Annotated in this window: 16 protein-coding genes and 1 riboswitch; of the genes, 12 read left to right on the forward strand and 4 right to left on the reverse strand. The window is 63.6% G+C overall.

Annotated elements, in window-relative coordinates; genetic code table 11:
• The first annotated feature begins 31 nt into the window (after positions 1–31).
• The 7 genes from M516_RS0106245 (at position 32) to ribH (ending at position 6,587) form a co-directional block, all read left to right on the forward strand.
• The gene (locus tag M516_RS0106245; protein WP_029098359.1) at positions 32–538 is read left to right on the forward strand and encodes a TRAP transporter small permease; all 507 of its coding nucleotides are present in this window, start codon (positions 32–34) and stop codon (positions 536–538) included.
• Positions 538–1,812 carry a TRAP transporter large permease gene (locus tag M516_RS0106250; RefSeq protein ID WP_029098360.1) on the forward strand — a complete coding sequence of 425 codons (1,275 nt, stop codon included), beginning with the start codon at positions 538–540 and terminating at the stop codon, positions 1,810–1,812. Before M516_RS0106245 ends, M516_RS0106250 begins: the two co-directional genes overlap by 1 nt.
• 177 nt (positions 1,813–1,989) lie before the next feature.
• On the forward strand, positions 1,990–2,697 hold the full coding sequence (gene yunB / locus M516_RS0106255; RefSeq protein ID WP_035289152.1) for a sporulation protein YunB: 708 nt from the start codon (positions 1,990–1,992) through the stop codon (positions 2,695–2,697).
• Positions 2,698–2,806: 109 nt separating this feature from the next.
• Positions 2,807–2,955, forward strand: a riboswitch (FMN riboswitch).
• 122 nt (positions 2,956–3,077) lie between these two features.
• Positions 3,078–4,184 (forward strand): bifunctional diaminohydroxyphosphoribosylaminopyrimidine deaminase/5-amino-6-(5-phosphoribosylamino)uracil reductase RibD, encoded by a 1,107-nt coding sequence (ribD, locus tag M516_RS0106260; RefSeq protein ID WP_029098362.1) that lies wholly within the window; start codon positions 3,078–3,080, stop codon positions 4,182–4,184.
• 23 nt (positions 4,185–4,207) lie between these two features.
• Positions 4,208–4,867 (forward strand): riboflavin synthase, encoded by a 660-nt coding sequence (locus tag M516_RS0106265; RefSeq protein WP_029098363.1) that lies wholly within the window; start codon positions 4,208–4,210, stop codon positions 4,865–4,867.
• Positions 4,868–4,911: 44 nt separating this feature from the next.
• Positions 4,912–6,105 carry a bifunctional 3,4-dihydroxy-2-butanone-4-phosphate synthase/GTP cyclohydrolase II gene (locus M516_RS0106270; RefSeq protein WP_029098364.1) on the forward strand — a complete coding sequence of 398 codons (1,194 nt, stop codon included), beginning with the start codon at positions 4,912–4,914 and terminating at the stop codon, positions 6,103–6,105.
• A 17-nt stretch (positions 6,106–6,122) separates the two neighbouring features.
• Positions 6,123–6,587 carry a 6,7-dimethyl-8-ribityllumazine synthase gene (ribH, locus tag M516_RS0106275; protein WP_029098365.1) on the forward strand — a complete coding sequence of 155 codons (465 nt, stop codon included), beginning with the start codon at positions 6,123–6,125 and terminating at the stop codon, positions 6,585–6,587.
• Positions 6,588–6,597: 10 nt separating this feature from the next.
• Here ribH and M516_RS0106280 read toward each other — a convergent pair whose 3' ends face one another.
• From M516_RS0106280 to M516_RS0106290, 3 genes are all read right to left on the reverse strand, one after another.
• A complete protein-coding gene (locus tag M516_RS0106280; RefSeq protein ID WP_029098366.1) occupies positions 6,598–8,130 on the reverse strand; it encodes an aldehyde dehydrogenase family protein in 1,533 nt (510 codons plus the stop codon).
• A 6-nt stretch (positions 8,131–8,136) separates the two neighbouring features.
• Positions 8,137–8,769, reverse strand: a complete 633-nt coding sequence (locus M516_RS0106285) for a TetR/AcrR family transcriptional regulator (protein WP_029098367.1) — start codon at positions 8,767–8,769, stop codon at positions 8,137–8,139.
• Between the two features lie 171 nt (positions 8,770–8,940).
• Complete coding sequence (locus tag M516_RS0106290) at positions 8,941–9,969, reverse strand: M23 family metallopeptidase (protein ID WP_029098368.1); 1,029 nt, start codon at positions 9,967–9,969, stop codon at positions 8,941–8,943.
• Between the two features lie 158 nt (positions 9,970–10,127).
• Here M516_RS0106290 and larC2 point away from each other — a divergent pair, with 158 nt between their 5' ends.
• Positions 10,128–11,192, forward strand: coding sequence for a nickel pincer cofactor biosynthesis protein LarC2 (larC2, locus tag M516_RS0106295; protein ID WP_238550918.1), 1,065 nt, complete (start codon positions 10,128–10,130; stop codon positions 11,190–11,192).
• Entirely contained in the window at positions 11,185–11,736 is a 552-nt protein-coding gene (locus M516_RS0106300) for a DJ-1/PfpI family protein (protein WP_029098370.1), read from the forward strand. Before larC2 ends, M516_RS0106300 begins: the two co-directional genes overlap by 8 nt.
• Before the next feature lie 56 nt (positions 11,737–11,792).
• On the opposite strand, the gene larC is transcribed toward M516_RS0106300, so the two are convergent.
• Positions 11,793–12,692, reverse strand: coding sequence for a nickel pincer cofactor biosynthesis protein LarC (larC, locus tag M516_RS0106305; RefSeq protein WP_029098371.1), 900 nt, complete (start codon positions 12,690–12,692; stop codon positions 11,793–11,795).
• Positions 12,693–12,821: 129 nt separating this feature from the next.
• Between larC and M516_RS0106310 the strand changes: the two genes are divergently transcribed.
• From M516_RS0106310 to lipA, 3 genes are all read left to right on the forward strand, one after another.
• Positions 12,822–13,952 (forward strand): metallophosphoesterase family protein, encoded by a 1,131-nt coding sequence (locus tag M516_RS0106310; RefSeq protein ID WP_029098372.1) that lies wholly within the window; start codon positions 12,822–12,824, stop codon positions 13,950–13,952.
• A complete protein-coding gene (locus tag M516_RS0106315; protein WP_029098373.1) occupies positions 13,949–16,117 on the forward strand; it encodes an ATP-binding protein in 2,169 nt (722 codons plus the stop codon). Before M516_RS0106310 ends, M516_RS0106315 begins: the two co-directional genes overlap by 4 nt.
• 152 nt (positions 16,118–16,269) lie before the next feature.
• Positions 16,270–17,157, forward strand: a complete 888-nt coding sequence (lipA, locus tag M516_RS0106320; protein ID WP_029098374.1) for a lipoyl synthase — start codon at positions 16,270–16,272, stop codon at positions 17,155–17,157.
• Positions 17,158–17,185: the final 28 nt, after the last annotated feature.

Consider the following 17,185-nt stretch of genomic DNA (forward strand, 5'->3'; position numbering starts at 1 on the left):
GCGGCAGAACGCGAGGAAGGGAGGACGCTGAATGAAATGGTTTTCATACCTGTACCGCTGGCTGGACCGCTTGATCCTGTGGGGGGGAATCGCGGCGGGGATCCTGATCGTGGTGACGACGGGCATGATTTTTTACGAGATCGTCTCCCGTTCGCTCTTTGACGCCCCGACGACCTGGGCCACCGAGCTGTCCGTTTACGCGATCATCGGCAGTTGTTTCATCGGGGCGGCTTACGCGGTCCGGGCAGACGCCCACATCAAGGTGGATTTGCTCCTGCACAACGTGCCGGCCGCCGCGCGCCGCTGGCTGCTGATCGTCTCCGCCCTGCTGGGGCTCGCGTTCAGCCTGCTGTTTGCCGTCTTCGGCTGGGAACACGTCAAGCGGTCGATGGAGCTCGGTTTTACCTCCACCTCGCTCTTGCAGATTCCCATGTACATTCCGGAGATGCTGCTGCCGATCGGCGGCACGCTGCTGTGTCTCGCCTTTCTGCTGCAGGTGGTGGACTGCATTCGCGGCGGGAAAGGGGGCGAGGCGTAATGGGCCTGTTCTTTGCGGGCGGCATGGCCGCGCTGCTCTTGATCGGCGTGCCGGTGGCCTTTGCCCTCTCGCTGTTGGCCGCGATCGGCCTGTACTGGTTTAACGGCGGCGTACTGGGGCTGCACCAGATTCCCATCATCGCGTACAAGGCGCTGGATGACTTTACCATCAGCTCCCTGCCGATGTACGTGCTGATGAGTCAGATTCTGCTCTACAGCGGCGTAGGCAGGGAGCTGTACGAAATGGCCAGCCGCTGGCTGCGTCATCTGCCGGGCGGCCTCGGGCTGGCCACGCTGGTGTGCTGCGGCATCTTTGCCGCCATCTCCGGTTCCAGCGTGGCAACGGCGGTGACGATCGGCACCGTGGCGATTCCCGAGATGACCGCCCGGGGCTATGACAAAAAATCGGTGCTGGGCCTGTTGGCGGCGGGCGGTACCTTGGGCATCCTGATCCCGCCCAGCGTGCCGATGATCATCTACGGCTCGGTCACCGGCGAATCGGTCGGCAAGCTGTTTATCGCCGGAGTCGTGCCGGGGATTTTGCTGCTGGCGATTTATATGGCGTACGCGTCGTGGAGCATGCGCCACATCAAAGACGAGCCGGCCAGTTGGCCGGAGCGCTGGCAGGGGACGCGCAAAGCGGTCTGGGGCCTCTTGATGCCCGTTTTGATCATCGGCGGCATCTACTCCGGGGTGTTCACCCCCACCGAGGCGGCCGCCGCCGGCGTGGTGTTCAGCCTGCTGGTGGCGGGGATCGTCTACCGCAGCCTCACCTGGGCCAACATCAAAAACATCCTGCTGTCGACCGTCGCCACCAACGCGATGATCCTGTTCATCATCGTCGGGGCGATGCTGTTCAGCTTCATCCTCACCTCCCTGCAGATTCCGCAGGCGATGACGGAGATGGCCACCAGCCTGCCGGTCTCCAAGTGGGTCGTGTTCATCCTGATCAACCTGCTCCTGCTCGTGCTCGGATGCTTCCTGGAGACGGTCTCCATCCTGGTCATCACGCTGCCCATTTTGTATCCGATCATCACGACCCTGGGCTTTGACCCCATCTGGTTCGCCATCATCATGGTGGTCAACATGGAGCTGGCCCTGATCACGCCGCCCGTGGGACTGAACCTGTTTGTGCTCAAGGGCATCGACCCGTCCGCGCCGATCGCCCTGATCGTGCGCGGCGCGGCCCCGTACGCCGTGATCATGCTGCTGTTCATCGCGCTGCTGGCGTTTTTCCCGGGGCTTGCGACAGGACTGATCGGCCACGTGCAATAACGCCTGTACCCCCTCTGCCCCGTCCTTGAGGCGGAGGGGGGCGGCTGTCACGTGCAAACGGCAGCGGCGAGAAGCGCAAAGGCGAGAAGCGGAGCCGAACCGCCCGAGGCAGGTTCGGCTTCTCTTTTGGCTGACTCCCGCATAGGATGTACCAACTGGGAGGTGACGGGCGTGGCGATGTTTCGACCCCGTCGGCGATGGAGAAATCCGCTTTCGCGCACGAAAGCGTTTTTTATCGCGCTGGTCATATTCTTCGTGATGCTGATCCAGTTTCTGGTCTTTGTCGAGAATCGCCTGAAGCCGACGCTTCTGATCCTGGCGTCGCAAAAGGCGGAGCAGTTGGCCAAGCAGGCCATCACCGACGCGGTGACGAAACGGATAACGCAGCAGGGCGTGGACTTCAACCAGATCGTCAAGATTGAAAAGGACAACGAGGGGCGGATTCAGGCGTACCAGTTCAACTTCAAGGAGTATTCGCGGATTGTGGGAGAAACCACCTCCCGCGTTCAGAACCGGTTGAAGGAATTGGAAGACGAAAAAGTGGACCGCCACATCCCGCTCGGATTGGCGACGGGCAGCAGCTTCCTGGCGCAGATGGGGCCGGAACTTCCCGTCACCTTTGTGCCGATCGGGGCGGTGAAGACGCGCCTGGATACGGAGATGAAGGAAGCGGGCATCAACATGGTGCTGGTCACGGTGTACATCTACGTCGACGTGGATTTGCGGATCGTCATCCCGTTTGCCACCGACCAAAAGACGGTGACCACCAAAATCCCGATCACCCACTCGCTCGTCATCGGCGACGTGCCGCAGTACCTGTACAACAATCCGGAAGGAAAGCCGGACGTGCCAAGGCCGGATGCTCAGCCGGACAACACGCCGTAAGGGGAAAGCCCGGATGAAGAATTCCGGGCTTTCCTGCTGATTTCGCCGCCGTCGCCGGAAAAAAGTGTAGGACTCGTCTGAAATTGTGGTATAATGCCCGTAACTGAATACCAACCTTCAGGGCAGGGTGAAATTCCCGACCGGCGGTGATGACGAACGCACGTCTCAGCCCGCGACTCGCTGACGGCTTTGGCCGACAGCGACTGACTTGGTGAAATTCCAAGGCCGACGGTACAGTCCGGATGGGAGAAGGTATTTGGTGAGCCTGTGCGTCCGTTTTTTGGAAAAAACGGACGGCAACAGGCTTATTCCCCTATGCCCTGATTCGATGTCAGGGCATTTTTTGTTGGGGCGAAAACGAAGCAGGAAAGGAGCGCACGATGGAACACGACGCACGATACATGGCGCTGGCGCTGGAGCTGGCGCGCTCCGCGGCGGGACAGACCAGCCCCAATCCGCTGGTGGGGGCCGTGGTGGTAAAAGACGGCGAGGTCGTCGGCATGGGGGCCCACCTGAAAGCAGGCCAGCCTCATGCGGAGGTGCACGCGCTGCGGATGGCCGGCGAACGGGCAAAAGGGGCCACCTTGTACGTCACGCTGGAGCCGTGCAGCCATTACGGACGAACGCCTCCCTGCGCCGACGCGGTCATCCAGGCGGGGATCAGCCGTGTGGTGGTGGCCGTGCTGGATCCCAATCCGCTGGTGGCGGGGCAGGGGGTGTCCCGGCTGATCGCCGCCGGCGTGGAGGTCACCGTCGGCATCGGGGAGACGGAGGCGCGGCGGCTCAACGAAGTCTTTTTCCACTACATCACCACCCGGCGGCCGTTCGTCACCGTGAAGACGGCCAGCACCCTGGACGGCAAAATCGCCACGGTGACGGGGCACAGCCGCTGGATCACGGGCGAGGAGGCGCGCGGGCAGGTGCACGAACTGCGCCGGCGGCACGACGCGATTCTCGTGGGGGTCGGGACGGTGATCGCCGACGACCCCGAGCTGACGGCCCGGACGGCGGGCACGGCGACGGGCCGTCAGCCGGTTCGGGTCATCCTGGACAGGCGGCTGCGCACGCCGCTGGATGCCCGCGTGGTGAATGACGGCAAGGCGCCGACGTGGATTGTCACCTCGGCGGAGGCGCCGGCAGAGAAGCGGGCGGCGCTGGAGGAGCGCGGTGTGACGGTACTCGTGCCGGACGGACCGGTCACGGTGGAGCAGGTGCTGGATGAACTGGGAGCGCGGGGCATCACCTCGCTTTTGGTGGAAGGCGGTGCGGAGGTAAACGGTTCGTTTCTCCGCGCGCGGGCGGTCCAAAAGATCGTCGCCTACCTCTCCATGAAGCTGGTCGGCGGCGCCGGTGCCCCCACGCCGTTTGGCGGTCCGGGGCTGGAACGGATGGACGAGGCGGTGACACTGGCCGATGTCGAGTGGGAGCAGGTGGGACCGCACGACCTGCGGATCACCGGCTACCCCGTCTGGGATTCGGAATCATGAGAAACGAGGAGGAGAGCGACGCCATGTTTACCGGACTGGTGGAAGAAGTGGGCGTAGTGGAGAGCGTGACGGAAGACGGCCAGGCATGCCGCATGGTGATCCGTGCCGAACGGGTGCTGGAGGGCGTCCGCGTCGGCGACAGCATCGCCGTCAACGGCGTCTGCCTGACTGTAACGGCCCATACCGACCGTCAATTCAGCGTGGACGTGATGCCGGAGACCTTGAACAAAACCAGTTTGCGGCAGGCAAAACGGGGGCAGATTGTCAACCTGGAGCGGGCGATGAGGCTGGGGGACCGCTTCGGCGGCCACATCGTCTCCGGCCACGTGGACGGGACGGGAACCATTCTCTCGCGCCACCCGCATGCCAACGCGGTGCTGTTTCGGATCGGAGCGGAGCCGGATGTGCTCAAATACGTGGTGCCGCGCGGCTCGATTTGCCTGGACGGCATCAGCCTGACGGTCGTCGACGTGGACGCGGAAAGCTTTTCCGTCTCCATCATCCCGCACACCTTGGCCCACACCAATTTGCGGGACAAGCGGATCGGGGATCCGGTCAACCTCGAAGCGGACGTCATCGGCAAGTACGTGGAGAGGCTGCTGGCGTGGCGCTCCGAACAGCCGCAGCCGGAGCGGCGGACGGGGCTTACGCCGGAGTTTTTGCGGGAGCACGGGTTCGTCTGATGGAATCGACGGGTGCTGCCAAAACAGAGGGGAGGGAACCGACCATGTTCCATGCCATAGAAGAAGCGCTGGAAGACTTGAGACGGGGAAAAGCGGTGATCGTCGTGGACGACGAGGACCGGGAAAACGAAGGGGATTTCGTCTGCCTGGCGGAAGCGGCCACGCCGGAGATGATCAATTTCATGGTGACGCACGGACGCGGCCTCGTCTGTGTGCCGATCACGGAAGAGCACGCCGCCCGGCTGCGGCTCAAGCCGATGGTGGAGGCAAACACGGACCGGCAGGGTACGGCGTTTACCGTCTCCATCGACGAAGCGGGAACCCATACGGGCATCTCCGCTCACGAACGCTCGCGCACCGTGCTGGCGATGCTGGACGATCAAAAAACGGCGGACGATTTTCGCCGTCCGGGCCACATCTTTCCGCTGATCGCCAAACCGGGCGGCGTCCTGCGCCGGGCCGGACACACCGAGGCGGCCGTCGATCTGGCCCGGCTGGCGGGCGCTTTTCCCGCCGGGGTGATCTGCGAAATCATGAACGAGGACGGGACGATGGCCCGCCTGCCCCAACTGGCCGAGATCGCCGAGCGTTTTGATCTCAAGCTGATCACCATTGCCGACCTGATCCGCTACCGGATGCGGACGGAGCGGCTGGTCAAGCGGGAAATCGAGGTGAACCTGCCTACCGAATACGGCGACTTCCGCATCGCCGCCTACACCAACGAACTGGACGGCAAAGAGCACGTGGCGGTGATCAAGGGAGAGATCACGCCCGACGAACCGGTGCTGGTGCGGGTCCACTCCGAGTGCCTGACCGGCGATATTTTCGGCTCGCACCGCTGCGACTGCGGCCCCCAACTGCACGCCGCCCTGCGGCAGATCGAAGCGGAAGGACGGGGCGTCCTCCTGTACATGCGGCAGGAGGGGCGCGGCATCGGCCTGATCAACAAACTGCGCGCCTACAAGCTGCAGGAGGACGGCTACGACACCGTGGAAGCGAACGAAAAGCTGGGCTTCCCCGCCGACCTGCGCGACTACGGGATCGGGGCGCAAATCCTGCGCGATCTGGGCGTGAAAAGCATGCGGCTGTTGACCAACAACCCGCGGAAGATCCGCGGCCTCAGCGGCTACGGACTGGAAGTGGCAGAGCGGGTGCCGATTCAGATGCCGGCCCATCCGCACAACAGGCGGTATCTGGCCGCCAAACACGAGAAGCTGGGTCACCTGCTTCAACTTTGAACAAGGAGTGAACAACCATGAAAGTGTTCGAGGGAAATCTGGTAGGAACGGGTCTGCGCGTAGGCATCGTGGCAGCCCGGTTTAACGAATTGATCGTCAGCAAGCTGCTCGGCGGCGCGCTGGACGCGCTGAAGCGGCACGGCGTGGAGGAAGCAAACGTCGACGTGGCCTGGGTGCCCGGCGCCTTTGAAATCCCGCTGATCGCCAAGCGAATGGCGGAGTCCGGCCGCTACGACGCCGTCGTCACGCTGGGCGCGGTCATTCGCGGAGCGACGCCTCACTTTGACTACGTGTGCAGCGAATGCGCCAAAGGGGTGGCGTCCATCTCCCTGGCTACGGGCGTTCCCGTGATTTTTGGCGTGCTGACGACGGACTCGATTGAGCAGGCGATCGAGCGGGCCGGCACCAAAGCAGGCAACAAAGGATGGGAAGCGGCCGCAGCCGCCATCGAAATGGCGAACCTGAACCGGCAGTTCGCCTAAAGGGCGGCCGCTATTCCCGCAGACGCTTCCACTCCCGCCAGGCCGCACGCAGGGCCTGGCGGTTCCATTTCCGTTCCCTGCCGAACAGGGCCTTGATCAGCCCGACAAACATCGTCTCCTGCTCCTCGGTGTAGGGATACCAGTTGACCTCCCGTTTTCGCCTGCCGGGATCGTGCATGACGGAGACGGCGTGCGTAAACGCCCGCAAGCCTTCCGGACCGCGGTAGCGCCCGATGCCGCTCTGCTTTACGCCGCCGAACGGCAGATGGGGGTTGGCGTAGCTGACCAGGCAGTCGTTGATGCAGACATTGCCGGTTTCCAACTGCAGCGCGACTCGTCTGGCCTTTGTCTCGTCCTGCGACCAGACAGAAGCGTTCAGCCCGTACGGCGAGTCGTTTGCCAGGCGGATCGCTTCTTCCTCGGAGGAAAAGGGCATGATCGGCAGGACGGGGCCAAACGTCTCCTCGCGCATGATTTTCATCGCGTGCGTCACGCCCGTCAGGACGGTCGGGGGCAGAAACATCCCGTCTTCTTCAAAGCGGCCGCCGATCTCCACCACGGCTCCCTTGGCGATGGCGTCGGCCACGTGGTCACGAACGATCTCGACCTGTCGGGGAAAGGTCATTGACCCGATGTCCGCCTGACGGGGAAAGCCTTGGCGCAGCGCCGCCGTCTTCGCCTTGACCAGCTCCACAAACTGCGGGTACACGCTTTGCTCGACGTAGAGACGCTCGACGGACATGCAGACCTGTCCCGCGTTGGTGAACGCGCCCCAGACGGCGGCATTGGCGGCCCGCTCCAAATGGGCGTCGGCAAAGACGATCATCGGGTCCTTGCCGCCCAGCTCCAGTTCCACCGGGATCAGGTGTTCCGCCGCCTGCTTCATGATGGCGCGGCCCGTCGCCGCCGAGCCGGTGAAAAAGATCTTGTCCGGCTTGGCAGCCACCAGCGCCTGCCCCACCTCCCTGCCGCCGTGAAGCACCTGGATGACCCCCTCGGGGAAGCCGACGGCCCGGAACAGTTCGTCCATGACCAGGCCGGTGTACGGCGTGACTTCCGACGGCTTCAGCAGGACCGTGTTGCCGGCCGCCAGCGCGGAAAGGGCGGGAATGACGGAAAGCTGGAACGGGTAATTCCACGGCGAAATGACCGCGACCACGCCCAGCGGTTTGTAGTGGATGGACGACCGTTTCGGCCACAGCACCAGCGGCGTGGGCACCCGTCTGGGGGACAGCATCCGCTTCGCGTGCTTCTCGTAGAAGCGGATCGTGTCCGCGGTGACGAAGATTTCCGTCATGAGCGCTTCCAGCGTGAGTTTGCCGGTGTCGGCGCTGATTTTCTCCGCCAGCGCTTCTGCCTGCTCCACCAGGTAATGGCGCAGCCGGGTCAGGTAGTGGAGCCGCTCCGGAAGCGGCGTGGCGGACCAACCGCCAAACGCCTGCCTGGCTCGCTCCATTGCCAGGCGTACCTCCTCCGGCGTCGCCTCCGCCAGTTCGCCGAGGATGGCGCCGGTGGCCGGATTTTGCATCGTGAGAACGCCCATGGTGGATCACCTCTCCGTTTGGGATGATGGGGACAATAACAGCGCAAGCATGCGGGGGAGCGCCTGCTCCAGCCGATTCACCGTCTGCTCGGGATCGTCCGCCTCGTGGAGAAGCGCTTGAAAAAACAGGCCGTCGATCAGCGAGTAGAGCAGCGGGACCGCCTCGTCCGCTTCCGTCAGGGGAGAAAGCCCCGCTTCCCTGCGCAATCTGTCCAGCATCTCGCCGATCAGCTCGAAGAGGCGGGCGCGTATCTCCCGCACGCCGTCACGAAATGCGGGCAGGTACATGGCCTGCACCTGAAAGTCGTACCACAGGCGGTGCACCGCCTGATCCTCGACCAACGCCCGGCGCAGCACCGCGAGCAGCCGGTCCATCCACCCTTCCAGGGGGGCGCTCAGGAGTTCCTGCTCCAGCTCCCGCAGAAACCGCTCCTTGTACCCCGAGATGACGGCGAGCAGCAGGTCTTCCTTGCTGGCAAAATAATAGTGCAGGATGCCCAGCGAGACGCCGGACTCCCGGGCGATGTCGCGCAGCGAGACGCGGGCGTACCCTTTTTCGGCGAGGCAGCGGGTCGCCTGTTCGATCAGGTAGGCCCGTTTGGCGTCTGCTTTTGTTTGTGAACGGGCGGAACGGGTCACGGTTTTACACACCACCATTTTTGGACGATTGTCCAGTTTTTCTGTTTTCATTGTATGTGGGGTGGGTGTTTCTGTCAAACGCGCCAAATGTGTCAAACGAACCAACGGCCGTTTTCCCGTCGAGGAACGATGCCGTTCGGTTGGGGCGGACGCAAAAAAAGAAGCGGCTTTTCACCGCTTCTTTTTGCTGTACATCTGCCGTTCCCAGCGCTTCAGATAGGGATACGGGTCAAATGCCCATTCGCTGTAGCCCCTGTCCCGGTACATGCCGTAGTGCAGGTGGGGGGGAAACTTGCCGGATGTCCCCGGTTTGCCGTAGCCGGAACTGCCGACGTAGCCCAGCACTTCCCCCGGTTCGACGATGTCTCCCGGCTTCAGCCCCTTTCGGAAAGAGGAGAGGTGGGCAAAGTAGTGGTAGACGTTGCCCATGTCCCGCATCCCGATGCGCCACCCTCCGTACCGGTTCCAGCCGACCACTTCGATCACGCCGTACCCTGTGCTGAGCACGGGCGTCCCGTATCCGGCAAAGATGTCCGTCCCTTCGTGGATGCGCCGCCCGCCCCAGCCGCGCGGGTCGCCCCACGTGCTGTGGTAGCTGTAGTTGTACCGCTTGGGGATGGGGAAGTGGTGGCCGTCCAGATCCAGCCGCTTGTACTTGTCGTAAACGGCGGCAAACTGGGTGATGGTCTTGACCGCCCAATCCCACTTGTAGTAGGCCCACAAGCCGATGCGCCAGTCGTCATGCTGGAAGCCGTACGAGGCGAGGAAGCGGATCATCGCCGCAAGCACGTCCATGTCGTTGGTGCGGTCCGCTTTTCCGTCTCCGTCCCCGTCTGCCCCGATTCCGCCAAAAAAGCGGATGGAAACCGGATCCGTGTCGTCGTTCTCGGGATTGAGTTCTCCGCACCACAGGGCGGGGGGAATGTCGATCGCGGTCAAGCGCTCCGGCTCCTTCTGAGGGGGCTCCTGTTTGGACCGCTTTTGCATGGTTCGCTCGTATTGATCAATGGCCGCCACATACGGCCAGGGGATACCGTAGACCAGTTCCATCCGCTGGAACAGCTCCAGCCGCTCCTTGAGGACGGGATCGGCCTGAGTGCCGGACGAGACGGACGAAGCAGCCGTTACAGCGGAAGACAGCGGACAGGCGGCAACTGCCAAACACAAGCTGATCTGAACGATTAGGCGGAAAACAAACATTCCGTCTCCCTCCAGCCAGGTAGTTTCTCGTTGTAGTTTCTGCCAGCTTCCCCGCTTTATCCGCATTACTTTTTGCCAAATGGCAGACGGAATGGCAGGCACCGGAAGCCGAATTGGTGTATGATGCAAGAAAAGGAACCGTGCCGGAGGGATGGGTGATGATGAGATTGGTCATACGCAGCGAACGGCCGCTGTTTTTGCGCGAACTGGCCGAACCGCTGAGGCGCCTGCTGCCCGCCGGGGAAACGGACCGTTTCTCCGCGGACGAACGGGTCGTGGACATCATGAATCGCGCAGCGGCGTACCGGCCGTTTTGCCGCGAGGACGACTGGGCGGCGGAGGAGGAGGCGCTGCGGACGCTGATGACGCTTCTTCCGGAAAACGGCCAGCGTGTCGCGCTTGGGGTACAGTGCCTGCCCGTCCCCGCCGGTCTGCCCGTTCCCCTGCTCACGCTGCTCGAGGGCTGGATGATCCGTGAAGAGGACTGGCCCCCGGCGCTGTTCTCCCCGCTTGCCATGCTGTGGCTGCAGGCCGTGGGCGCCCGGCCGCTCGCCCGGCTTGAAGGCCGGCTTGCGCAGGTGGAGCACGGGGAAGGCGTGGCGGTGATCCGGCTGGAGAGCGAAGCGCGGGGTGACGGGACCGACGTGCCCGTCGTCAAGGAACGGCGGCAGCACGAAGAGGAGCACATTGACGAAGGAATGTACCTGCTCCAGGCCAATCTGGACGACAGCAGTCCCGAGTGGCTGGCCCATGTGCTGGACAGGCTGTTGGCGGCAGGAGCCAACGACGTCCACTTTCTGCCCGCGACGATGAAAAAGAGCCGTCCCGGTGTGCTGCTGCAGGCATTGTGCTACGGCAGCCGGCTGGACGAACTGAAATCCATCCTGTTTCGGGAGACGACCACCTTTGGCGTTCGATATTTTCCCGTTTCCTGCCACAGGCTGGCCCGCCGCGTCGTCACCGCGGCCACTCCGTGGGGAGACGTGCCGGTCAAGCTGGGCTACCACCGGGGAGAGCGGGTGCAGACGGCGCCGGAATACGATGTCTGCGCCCGTTTGGCGAAGCAGGCCGGGGTGCCGTTGAAGCAGGTGTACCAGCAGGCGCTGCTGCTGGCGGAATCCGCGGAGGCGCAAACCAGGCAGGAGGAAGAAGGCGGCGTGGAGAAATGGAAAAGAGAGGAAGAGATTCCTCAGAAAGACGCAGGGAGGCTGTGCGATGAGTAAAAAGGTGTTGATTGTCACCGGTGACGCGGTAGAGGCACTGGAAGTCTTTTATCCGTACTACCGCTGCCTGGAAGAGGGATTCGAAGCGGTGATCGCTTCCCCCGCCAAAAAGACGCTGCACACGGTATGTCACGATTTTGAAGCCCACAGCGAGACGTACACGGAAAAGCCCGCCTACCAGTTGTCTTCCCACGTCGCGTTTGCCGACGTCAAGGCGGAAGAGTACGACGGCCTGATCATTCCCGGGGGACGGGCACCGGAGTACATCAGGCTGAACGAACACCTGAAGCCGATCCTCGCCCACTTCTTTGAAACGAACAAGCCGATCGCGGTGATCTGCCACGGCTCGCAAGTCCTGGCCCTGGTCAAGGAACACCTGCGCGGCCGGGAAATGACCGCCTACCAGGCATGCCGTCCCGATGTGGAGGCGTGCGGCGCCGTTTACAAAACCGACACGCTGCACGTGCACGGCAATCTGGTGTCGGCTCACGCCTGGCCGGATCTGCCGGGATTCATGCGCGAGTTTATTCGCCTGCTCCGCTAGCGAAAAAACGACAGCCTTGTCCGCCGGAAAAGCGGGCAAGGCTGTTTTTTTGCTCATCAGGGACGGCCGATCAGCACGCGCAGGACGTTGGGCTGGTCGGGCAGATCGCGCGTGCCGGCCCCGTAGCCGATCGCTTCCACGGTCATCGCCGGCAGCGGCCCAAACTCGCGAACCAGGGCCGCCGCGACGCCCGCCCCCGTGGGCGTGGTCAGCTCCTTTTGGATGTTGGTGCGGCGCAGGGGAATGCCTTTGAGCATCTCCATCGTCGCCGGAGCGGGGACCGGATAGAGCCCGTGGTCGCAGCGGACATAGCCGTTGCCGGTGGGGACGGGACCGGCGTACAACTGGTCGATCTCCAGTTCTTCCAGGGCCAGGGCGATCCCGACAACGTCCACGATCGAGTCCAGCGCCCCCACTTCGTGAAAGTGGACCGTTTCCACCGGGACGTTGTGGATTTTTGCCTCGGCGACCGCGATTTTTTCAAACACGGCCTGGGCCCGGGCCGCAACTCGCGGAGCCAGTTCGGCCGCATCGATCATCTCGGCGATCTCCTTGTAGCGGCGGTAGTGATGGCCGTGGTCGTGATGATGGCCGTGGTCGTGATGATGGCCGTGATCGTGGTGATGCCCGTGATCGTGGTGGTGATGCCCATGGTCGTGATGATGATGCCCGTGGTCATGCTCGTGTCCGTGGTCGCCATGACCGTGATGGTGGCCGGCCAGAACGGGCAGCTTCTTGAGCTCGCGGGCGCGTTCCTGCTCCTCGTCGACGACGTCCAGTTTTAGTGCGCTGACGCCTTTTTTGACGACGGTTTTCCACTCCAGTCGAAACGGCCCCAGCGGCAGTTTGCGCAGTTCCTGTTCGATCCGGCCGCGGTCCGCCCCCGCGTCCACCAGCGCGGCCAGCAGCATGTCGCCGCTGAGCCCGGAAAAACAGTCCAGATACGCTATGCGCATCGCAATCGCTCCTTTTCAATCGGTTGTTTTTTCCTGTATCATGAAAGGGAAAATATGTTCGCGTGACGATTCATCCGTTGACCAAAGTGTATCACGGCAGCGGGGCGCTGTCATGTCGGGGAGGTTCACATGCTGAGGTTTATCCATACCGCGGACGTCCATTTGGATGCGCCGCTTCAGACGCTGTCCGCCCTGTACGAGCTCAGGCAGGACGACTTTCGCCGGACGATGCGGACCATCCGCGACCTGGTGCTGGACAGGCAGGCCGATTTCTGGCTGATCGCCGGAGACCTGCTGGAATACCACGGAGGGAGGCGCTCCACCGCACTCTTTTTGCGCGATTTGTTTGCCAGCGTGGCACCGGTGCCGGTCTGCATCGCGCCGGGCAACCACGATCCGTGGCATCCCGACTCCTATTACCGGACGCTGGAGTGGCCGGGCAATGTCTTCTGGTTTACGCCGGAATGGGGGGCGTACGAATTCCCGGACAAATCCTGCGTCGTCTACGGATGGGGCTTTCCCCAGCCGCACGTGTACGAATCGCCGCTGCCCGCCTTTCCCGGCCGGCTGCACGGGTACCGTCACCACCTGATGGTGCTGCACGGCAGCGTGGTCAACGGCGGGGCGGACGGGCATCATCCGTACGCGCCGGTAACGCTGGAAGAACTGGCTGCGGCGGGCATGGACTACATCGCGCTGGGCCATATCCACAAGCCGGCCGTGTTTCTCCACCCGATCAGCCAGACGCCGTTTGCCGCCTATCCAGGTTCGCCGGAAGGGCTTTCCGCCAAAGAAGCGGGGGAGCGTTTTGTCATTTTGGGTGAGCTGGACGGAGACGGACGCCTCCGGCTGGAGCACGTGCCGGTGCAAAGCCGCATCATCTCCAGGCGGGAGGTGGACGTGGCGGGGGCGGAGACGACGGAACAGCTCGTCAATGTGCTGGAGCGGGGGCTGGCCGACGAGGGGGACGGCCGCCTGCTGTACCTGACGCTGACGGGGGAGCGGCCCGCCCACTTCACGCCGCCGGTGGAGGTGCTGGAGCAGCGGTTGTCCCGTTTCTTTTACGTGCAGTGCACGGACCGCACCTGGCCCGATCTGGACGCGGAACAACTGCAAGCCCAGTCCGGCGTCTGGGGCAGGTGGCTGTCCAAGCTGGCAGAAGCGGAAGCGGAGGCGGAAGGGGCCGACGAATGGCGCCGTGACGTCGTCCGGATGGCCCGCCGGGAAGCGCTGGCGCGAATCGGGGGGATCATGCGGTGAGAATCGACGAACTGCAGCTCCGGGGATTCGGCAAATGGCGTGAGGCGGTATTCCGCTTCGCCCCGGGCATCAACCTGTTTTGCGCCCCCAACGAAGCGGGCAAATCCACCCTGCTGCAGGGGCTGTTTGCCGCGCTGTACGGGATGAAAAAAGACTACGTCCGGACGGCCCGCTACCTGCCGGAATACGAGAAGTACCTGCCCTGGGACGGCGGGGCGTACGAAACCATTGTCCAGTACGAAGTGGCAGGAAAATCCTACCGGCTGCACCGCTGGCTGGAAAAGGAGCGGGAGCAGGCGCGGCTGTTTCTCAATCCGGACTGGTCGGAGGTAACCGGCCTGTACCAGGAAGACCGGCGAAAGGAGCGCAATTTTCTCGAGCTGCATCTCGGATTGACGCGCAGCCTGTTTACCGATGTCACCTGGATCAGGCGGGAGCCGATTGCGGCGGCGGAGCACCTGCTGCCCTCGCTGGGCACGGACGAAGCCGACCCGGCTGTCAACCGGGTCCTGGCGGAACTGGAGCGGGAACTGGCGGCCATCGGGAAAAAGGAGCGGGCGGAAAATACGCTGCTGGGAAAAGCAGGCGCCCACGTCGCAGAAAAAGAGCGTGCCCTGGCCGAAGCGGAAGCGGGGTGGGCTGCTGCGAGCAGTCTGGCCCGGCACATCGCGGATTGGGAAGCGGAGCGAAAGGAACGGGAGCGGGCGCGGGAGAAGCTGCAGCAGCGCCTGCAGAGGATGGAACAGGAAGAAGCGGAGTGGCAGGCGCGCTGGCGGCATAGCCACGTTCCTCCTTCCCCTGAACAGTGGGAGGAGTGGGAGCGGAATGCCGTCACGGCGGAAGAGCGCCGCCTGCACCGGGAGACGCGGGAGCGGCTGGCTGCGCTGGCCGCCCGGTCTGTCCCCGATGCCGATACGGAGCCGGGAGCGGAACGGGAACGGCTGGAGGCGGCCTACCAGCGGGCCGTGGAGCTGCGCAGGGCGTGGGAAGCGTGCCGGGAACAGGTGAACCGCCTGGCCGCATCCGCCATCGCCGGAACGGAGCGGCCGCGGCAGGGACGAAAAGCCGCCGGGGGGCTTTCCGCACACCGGCTGTTGTGGATGGGCAGCGGCCTGCTGATGGCGCTGGCGGCGGGCGCCTTTGCGGCAGGGAGAGGCGCGTTTGGCTGGATCGCCAGCGTACTGGCCGTCTTCTTGGCCGCGGCGGGCGCGTGGAGACGCAGACGCGCACGCGGAAACCAGCGCGTGCCGGCCGTCATCGAGGAGTGGCGGCGCCTGCAGCAGGAGGCGGACCGCCTGGAAGCGGAGCTTTGCGACATCTATCGGGAATGGAACGCGGCTGATTGGGACGCGTTCCTCCTGCTCCGGGAAGAACAGATGAACCGCAGCCGGCAGCGGGAAGCGGACAGGCAGGCGGCGGAGTGGAAGCGGCGCGAGGAGGAAGCGCGGCTGCTCGCCCGCTGGGGGGATGCGCTGCGCTCCTTGCTGGAAGCGGAAAAAGCGGAACGGGACAGGGAACGGGACGGTCTCGTGCAGTCGCTGAGGGAGACGGAAGAGCGGCTGCAGGAGCTGCGGGAGCAGATCGCCCGGGCATCGGGCGAGATGGGGAGCCATGACGCGGTATCGGTTGCGCGGGCACGCAGCGAGTACGAGGACGCCGCGGCCGCCCTGCGCAGCCTGCAGATGCGGAGGGAAGCGCTGCAGCTCGCCCGCGACACGCTGCAGGAGGCTTTGGCGGAATGGAATCGGGACGTCTCTCCTGTCCTGAACGGACTGGCTTCCGATGTGATGGCGCGAATCACGGGCGGCAGGTACCGGGATGTGCGGCTGGACCCGCGCGAACGGTTTGCGGTCCGGCTGCTGGAACCCGACCGGCATCTGGTCGTGGAGCAGGAACAGTGCTCCCTGGGCACGCAGGATCAGCTCTACTTTGCGCAGCGGGTGGCGCTGCTGCGCCTCGTCAGCCGGCAGACGGAGCCGCTGCCGCTGTTTCTCGACGACCATTTCGCCCATTACGATCAGGAGCGGCTGGAGCGGACGCTGACCTTTGTGGCGGAACTGAGCGAAGAGCATCAGGTGTTCCTGTTCACCTGTCAGGAGCGGGAGCTGACGCTGTTGGAACCGTACCTGCGGGGATCGGACCGGCACATGGTTCACCAGCTGTAACGCGGCCGAAACGGACAGGGCCGGCGGGCTTCACCGGTCCGGGCGTCTGGCGGGGCGGGCGGCCGTACACCCGAAACGGGAGCGGATATTGCTCCCCCCAAAGGCGTTCCTCTATAATGGAGGATGACCAAGTCCAATGAGGAGTGAGCCCTATGACGCAACGCAAACCGGAGTGGCTCAAGATCAACCTTGTATCAGGAAAAGAACTGGCCAACTTCAAGGAACTGAAGCAGACCATGCGCAGCAAGACGCTGCATACCGTATGCGAGGAAGCAAAGTGTCCCAACATTCATGAATGCTGGGCCAACCGTACGGCCACCTTCATGATTTTGGGTGATATATGTACCCGGGCCTGTCGGTTTTGCGCGGTGAAGACCGGCCTGCCGACGGAGCTGGACCTGGCCGAGCCGGAACGCGTGGCGGAAGCCGCAGAGCAGATGGGGTTGAAACACGTCGTCGTCACCTCGGTCGCCCGCGATGATCTGGCGGACGGCGGGGCGATGATCTTCGCGGAGACGATCAAGGCGATTCGCCGCCGCCTGCCGCTCGCCTCTGTAGAGGTGCTGATCCCTGACTTCATGGGCAACTGGGATGCGCTCAAAGTCGTCATGGATGCCCGGCCTGACGTGCTGAACCACAACATCGAAGCGGTGCGCCGCCTCTCCGACCGGGTGCGGGCACGCGCCAAGTACGACCGGACGCTGGCGCTTTTGAAAAAGTCCAAGGAACTGCAGCCGGACATCCCGACCAAGTCCAGCCTGATGATCGGGGTAGGCGAGACGTTCGAGGAGATTCTGGAAACCATGGACGATCTGCGCGCGGTCGACGTCAACATCATGACCATCGGCCAGTACCTGCAGCCGACCAAAAAGCACCTGCCCGTAGAAAAGTACTACCACCCCGACGAGTTTGCCCGACTCAAGGAAGAGGGCATGAAGCGCGGGTTCAGCCACGTGGAGGCGGGACCGCTGGTGCGCAGCTCGTACCACGCCCACGAACAGGCCAACGCCGCCAAGGAAACGATCGCCCAGGCGAAATAAGCAGGAAAAACGCAAACCCCTATGTCAG

Origin of the sequence: Brevibacillus thermoruber 423 (assembly GCF_000454065.1) — a bacterium.
Lineage (GTDB): Bacteria > Bacillota > Bacilli > Brevibacillales > Brevibacillaceae > Brevibacillus > Brevibacillus thermoruber.

Coding starts and splice junctions, on each gene's coding strand:
- M516_RS0106245 (WP_029098359.1), top strand. CDS start 32: ATGAAATGGTTTTCATACCTGTACCGCTGGCTGGACCGCTTGATCCTG.
- M516_RS0106250 (WP_029098360.1), top strand. CDS start 538: ATGGGCCTGTTCTTTGCGGGCGGCATGGCCGCGCTGCTCTTGATCGGC.
- yunB (WP_035289152.1), top strand. CDS start 1,990: ATGTTTCGACCCCGTCGGCGATGGAGAAATCCGCTTTCGCGCACGAAA.
- ribD (WP_029098362.1), top strand. CDS start 3,078: ATGGAACACGACGCACGATACATGGCGCTGGCGCTGGAGCTGGCGCGC.
- M516_RS0106265 (WP_029098363.1), top strand. CDS start 4,208: ATGTTTACCGGACTGGTGGAAGAAGTGGGCGTAGTGGAGAGCGTGACG.
- M516_RS0106270 (WP_029098364.1), top strand. CDS start 4,912: ATGTTCCATGCCATAGAAGAAGCGCTGGAAGACTTGAGACGGGGAAAA.
- ribH (WP_029098365.1), top strand. CDS start 6,123: ATGAAAGTGTTCGAGGGAAATCTGGTAGGAACGGGTCTGCGCGTAGGC.
- M516_RS0106280 (WP_029098366.1), bottom strand. CDS start 8,130: ATGGGCGTTCTCACGATGCAAAATCCGGCCACCGGCGCCATCCTCGGC.
- M516_RS0106290 (WP_029098368.1), bottom strand. CDS start 9,969: ATGTTTGTTTTCCGCCTAATCGTTCAGATCAGCTTGTGTTTGGCAGTT.
- larC2 (WP_238550918.1), top strand. CDS start 10,128: ATGATGAGATTGGTCATACGCAGCGAACGGCCGCTGTTTTTGCGCGAA.
- M516_RS0106300 (WP_029098370.1), top strand. CDS start 11,185: ATGAGTAAAAAGGTGTTGATTGTCACCGGTGACGCGGTAGAGGCACTG.
- larC (WP_029098371.1), bottom strand. CDS start 12,692: ATGCGCATAGCGTATCTGGACTGTTTTTCCGGGCTCAGCGGCGACATG.
- M516_RS0106310 (WP_029098372.1), top strand. CDS start 12,822: ATGCTGAGGTTTATCCATACCGCGGACGTCCATTTGGATGCGCCGCTT.
- lipA (WP_029098374.1), top strand. CDS start 16,270: ATGACGCAACGCAAACCGGAGTGGCTCAAGATCAACCTTGTATCAGGA.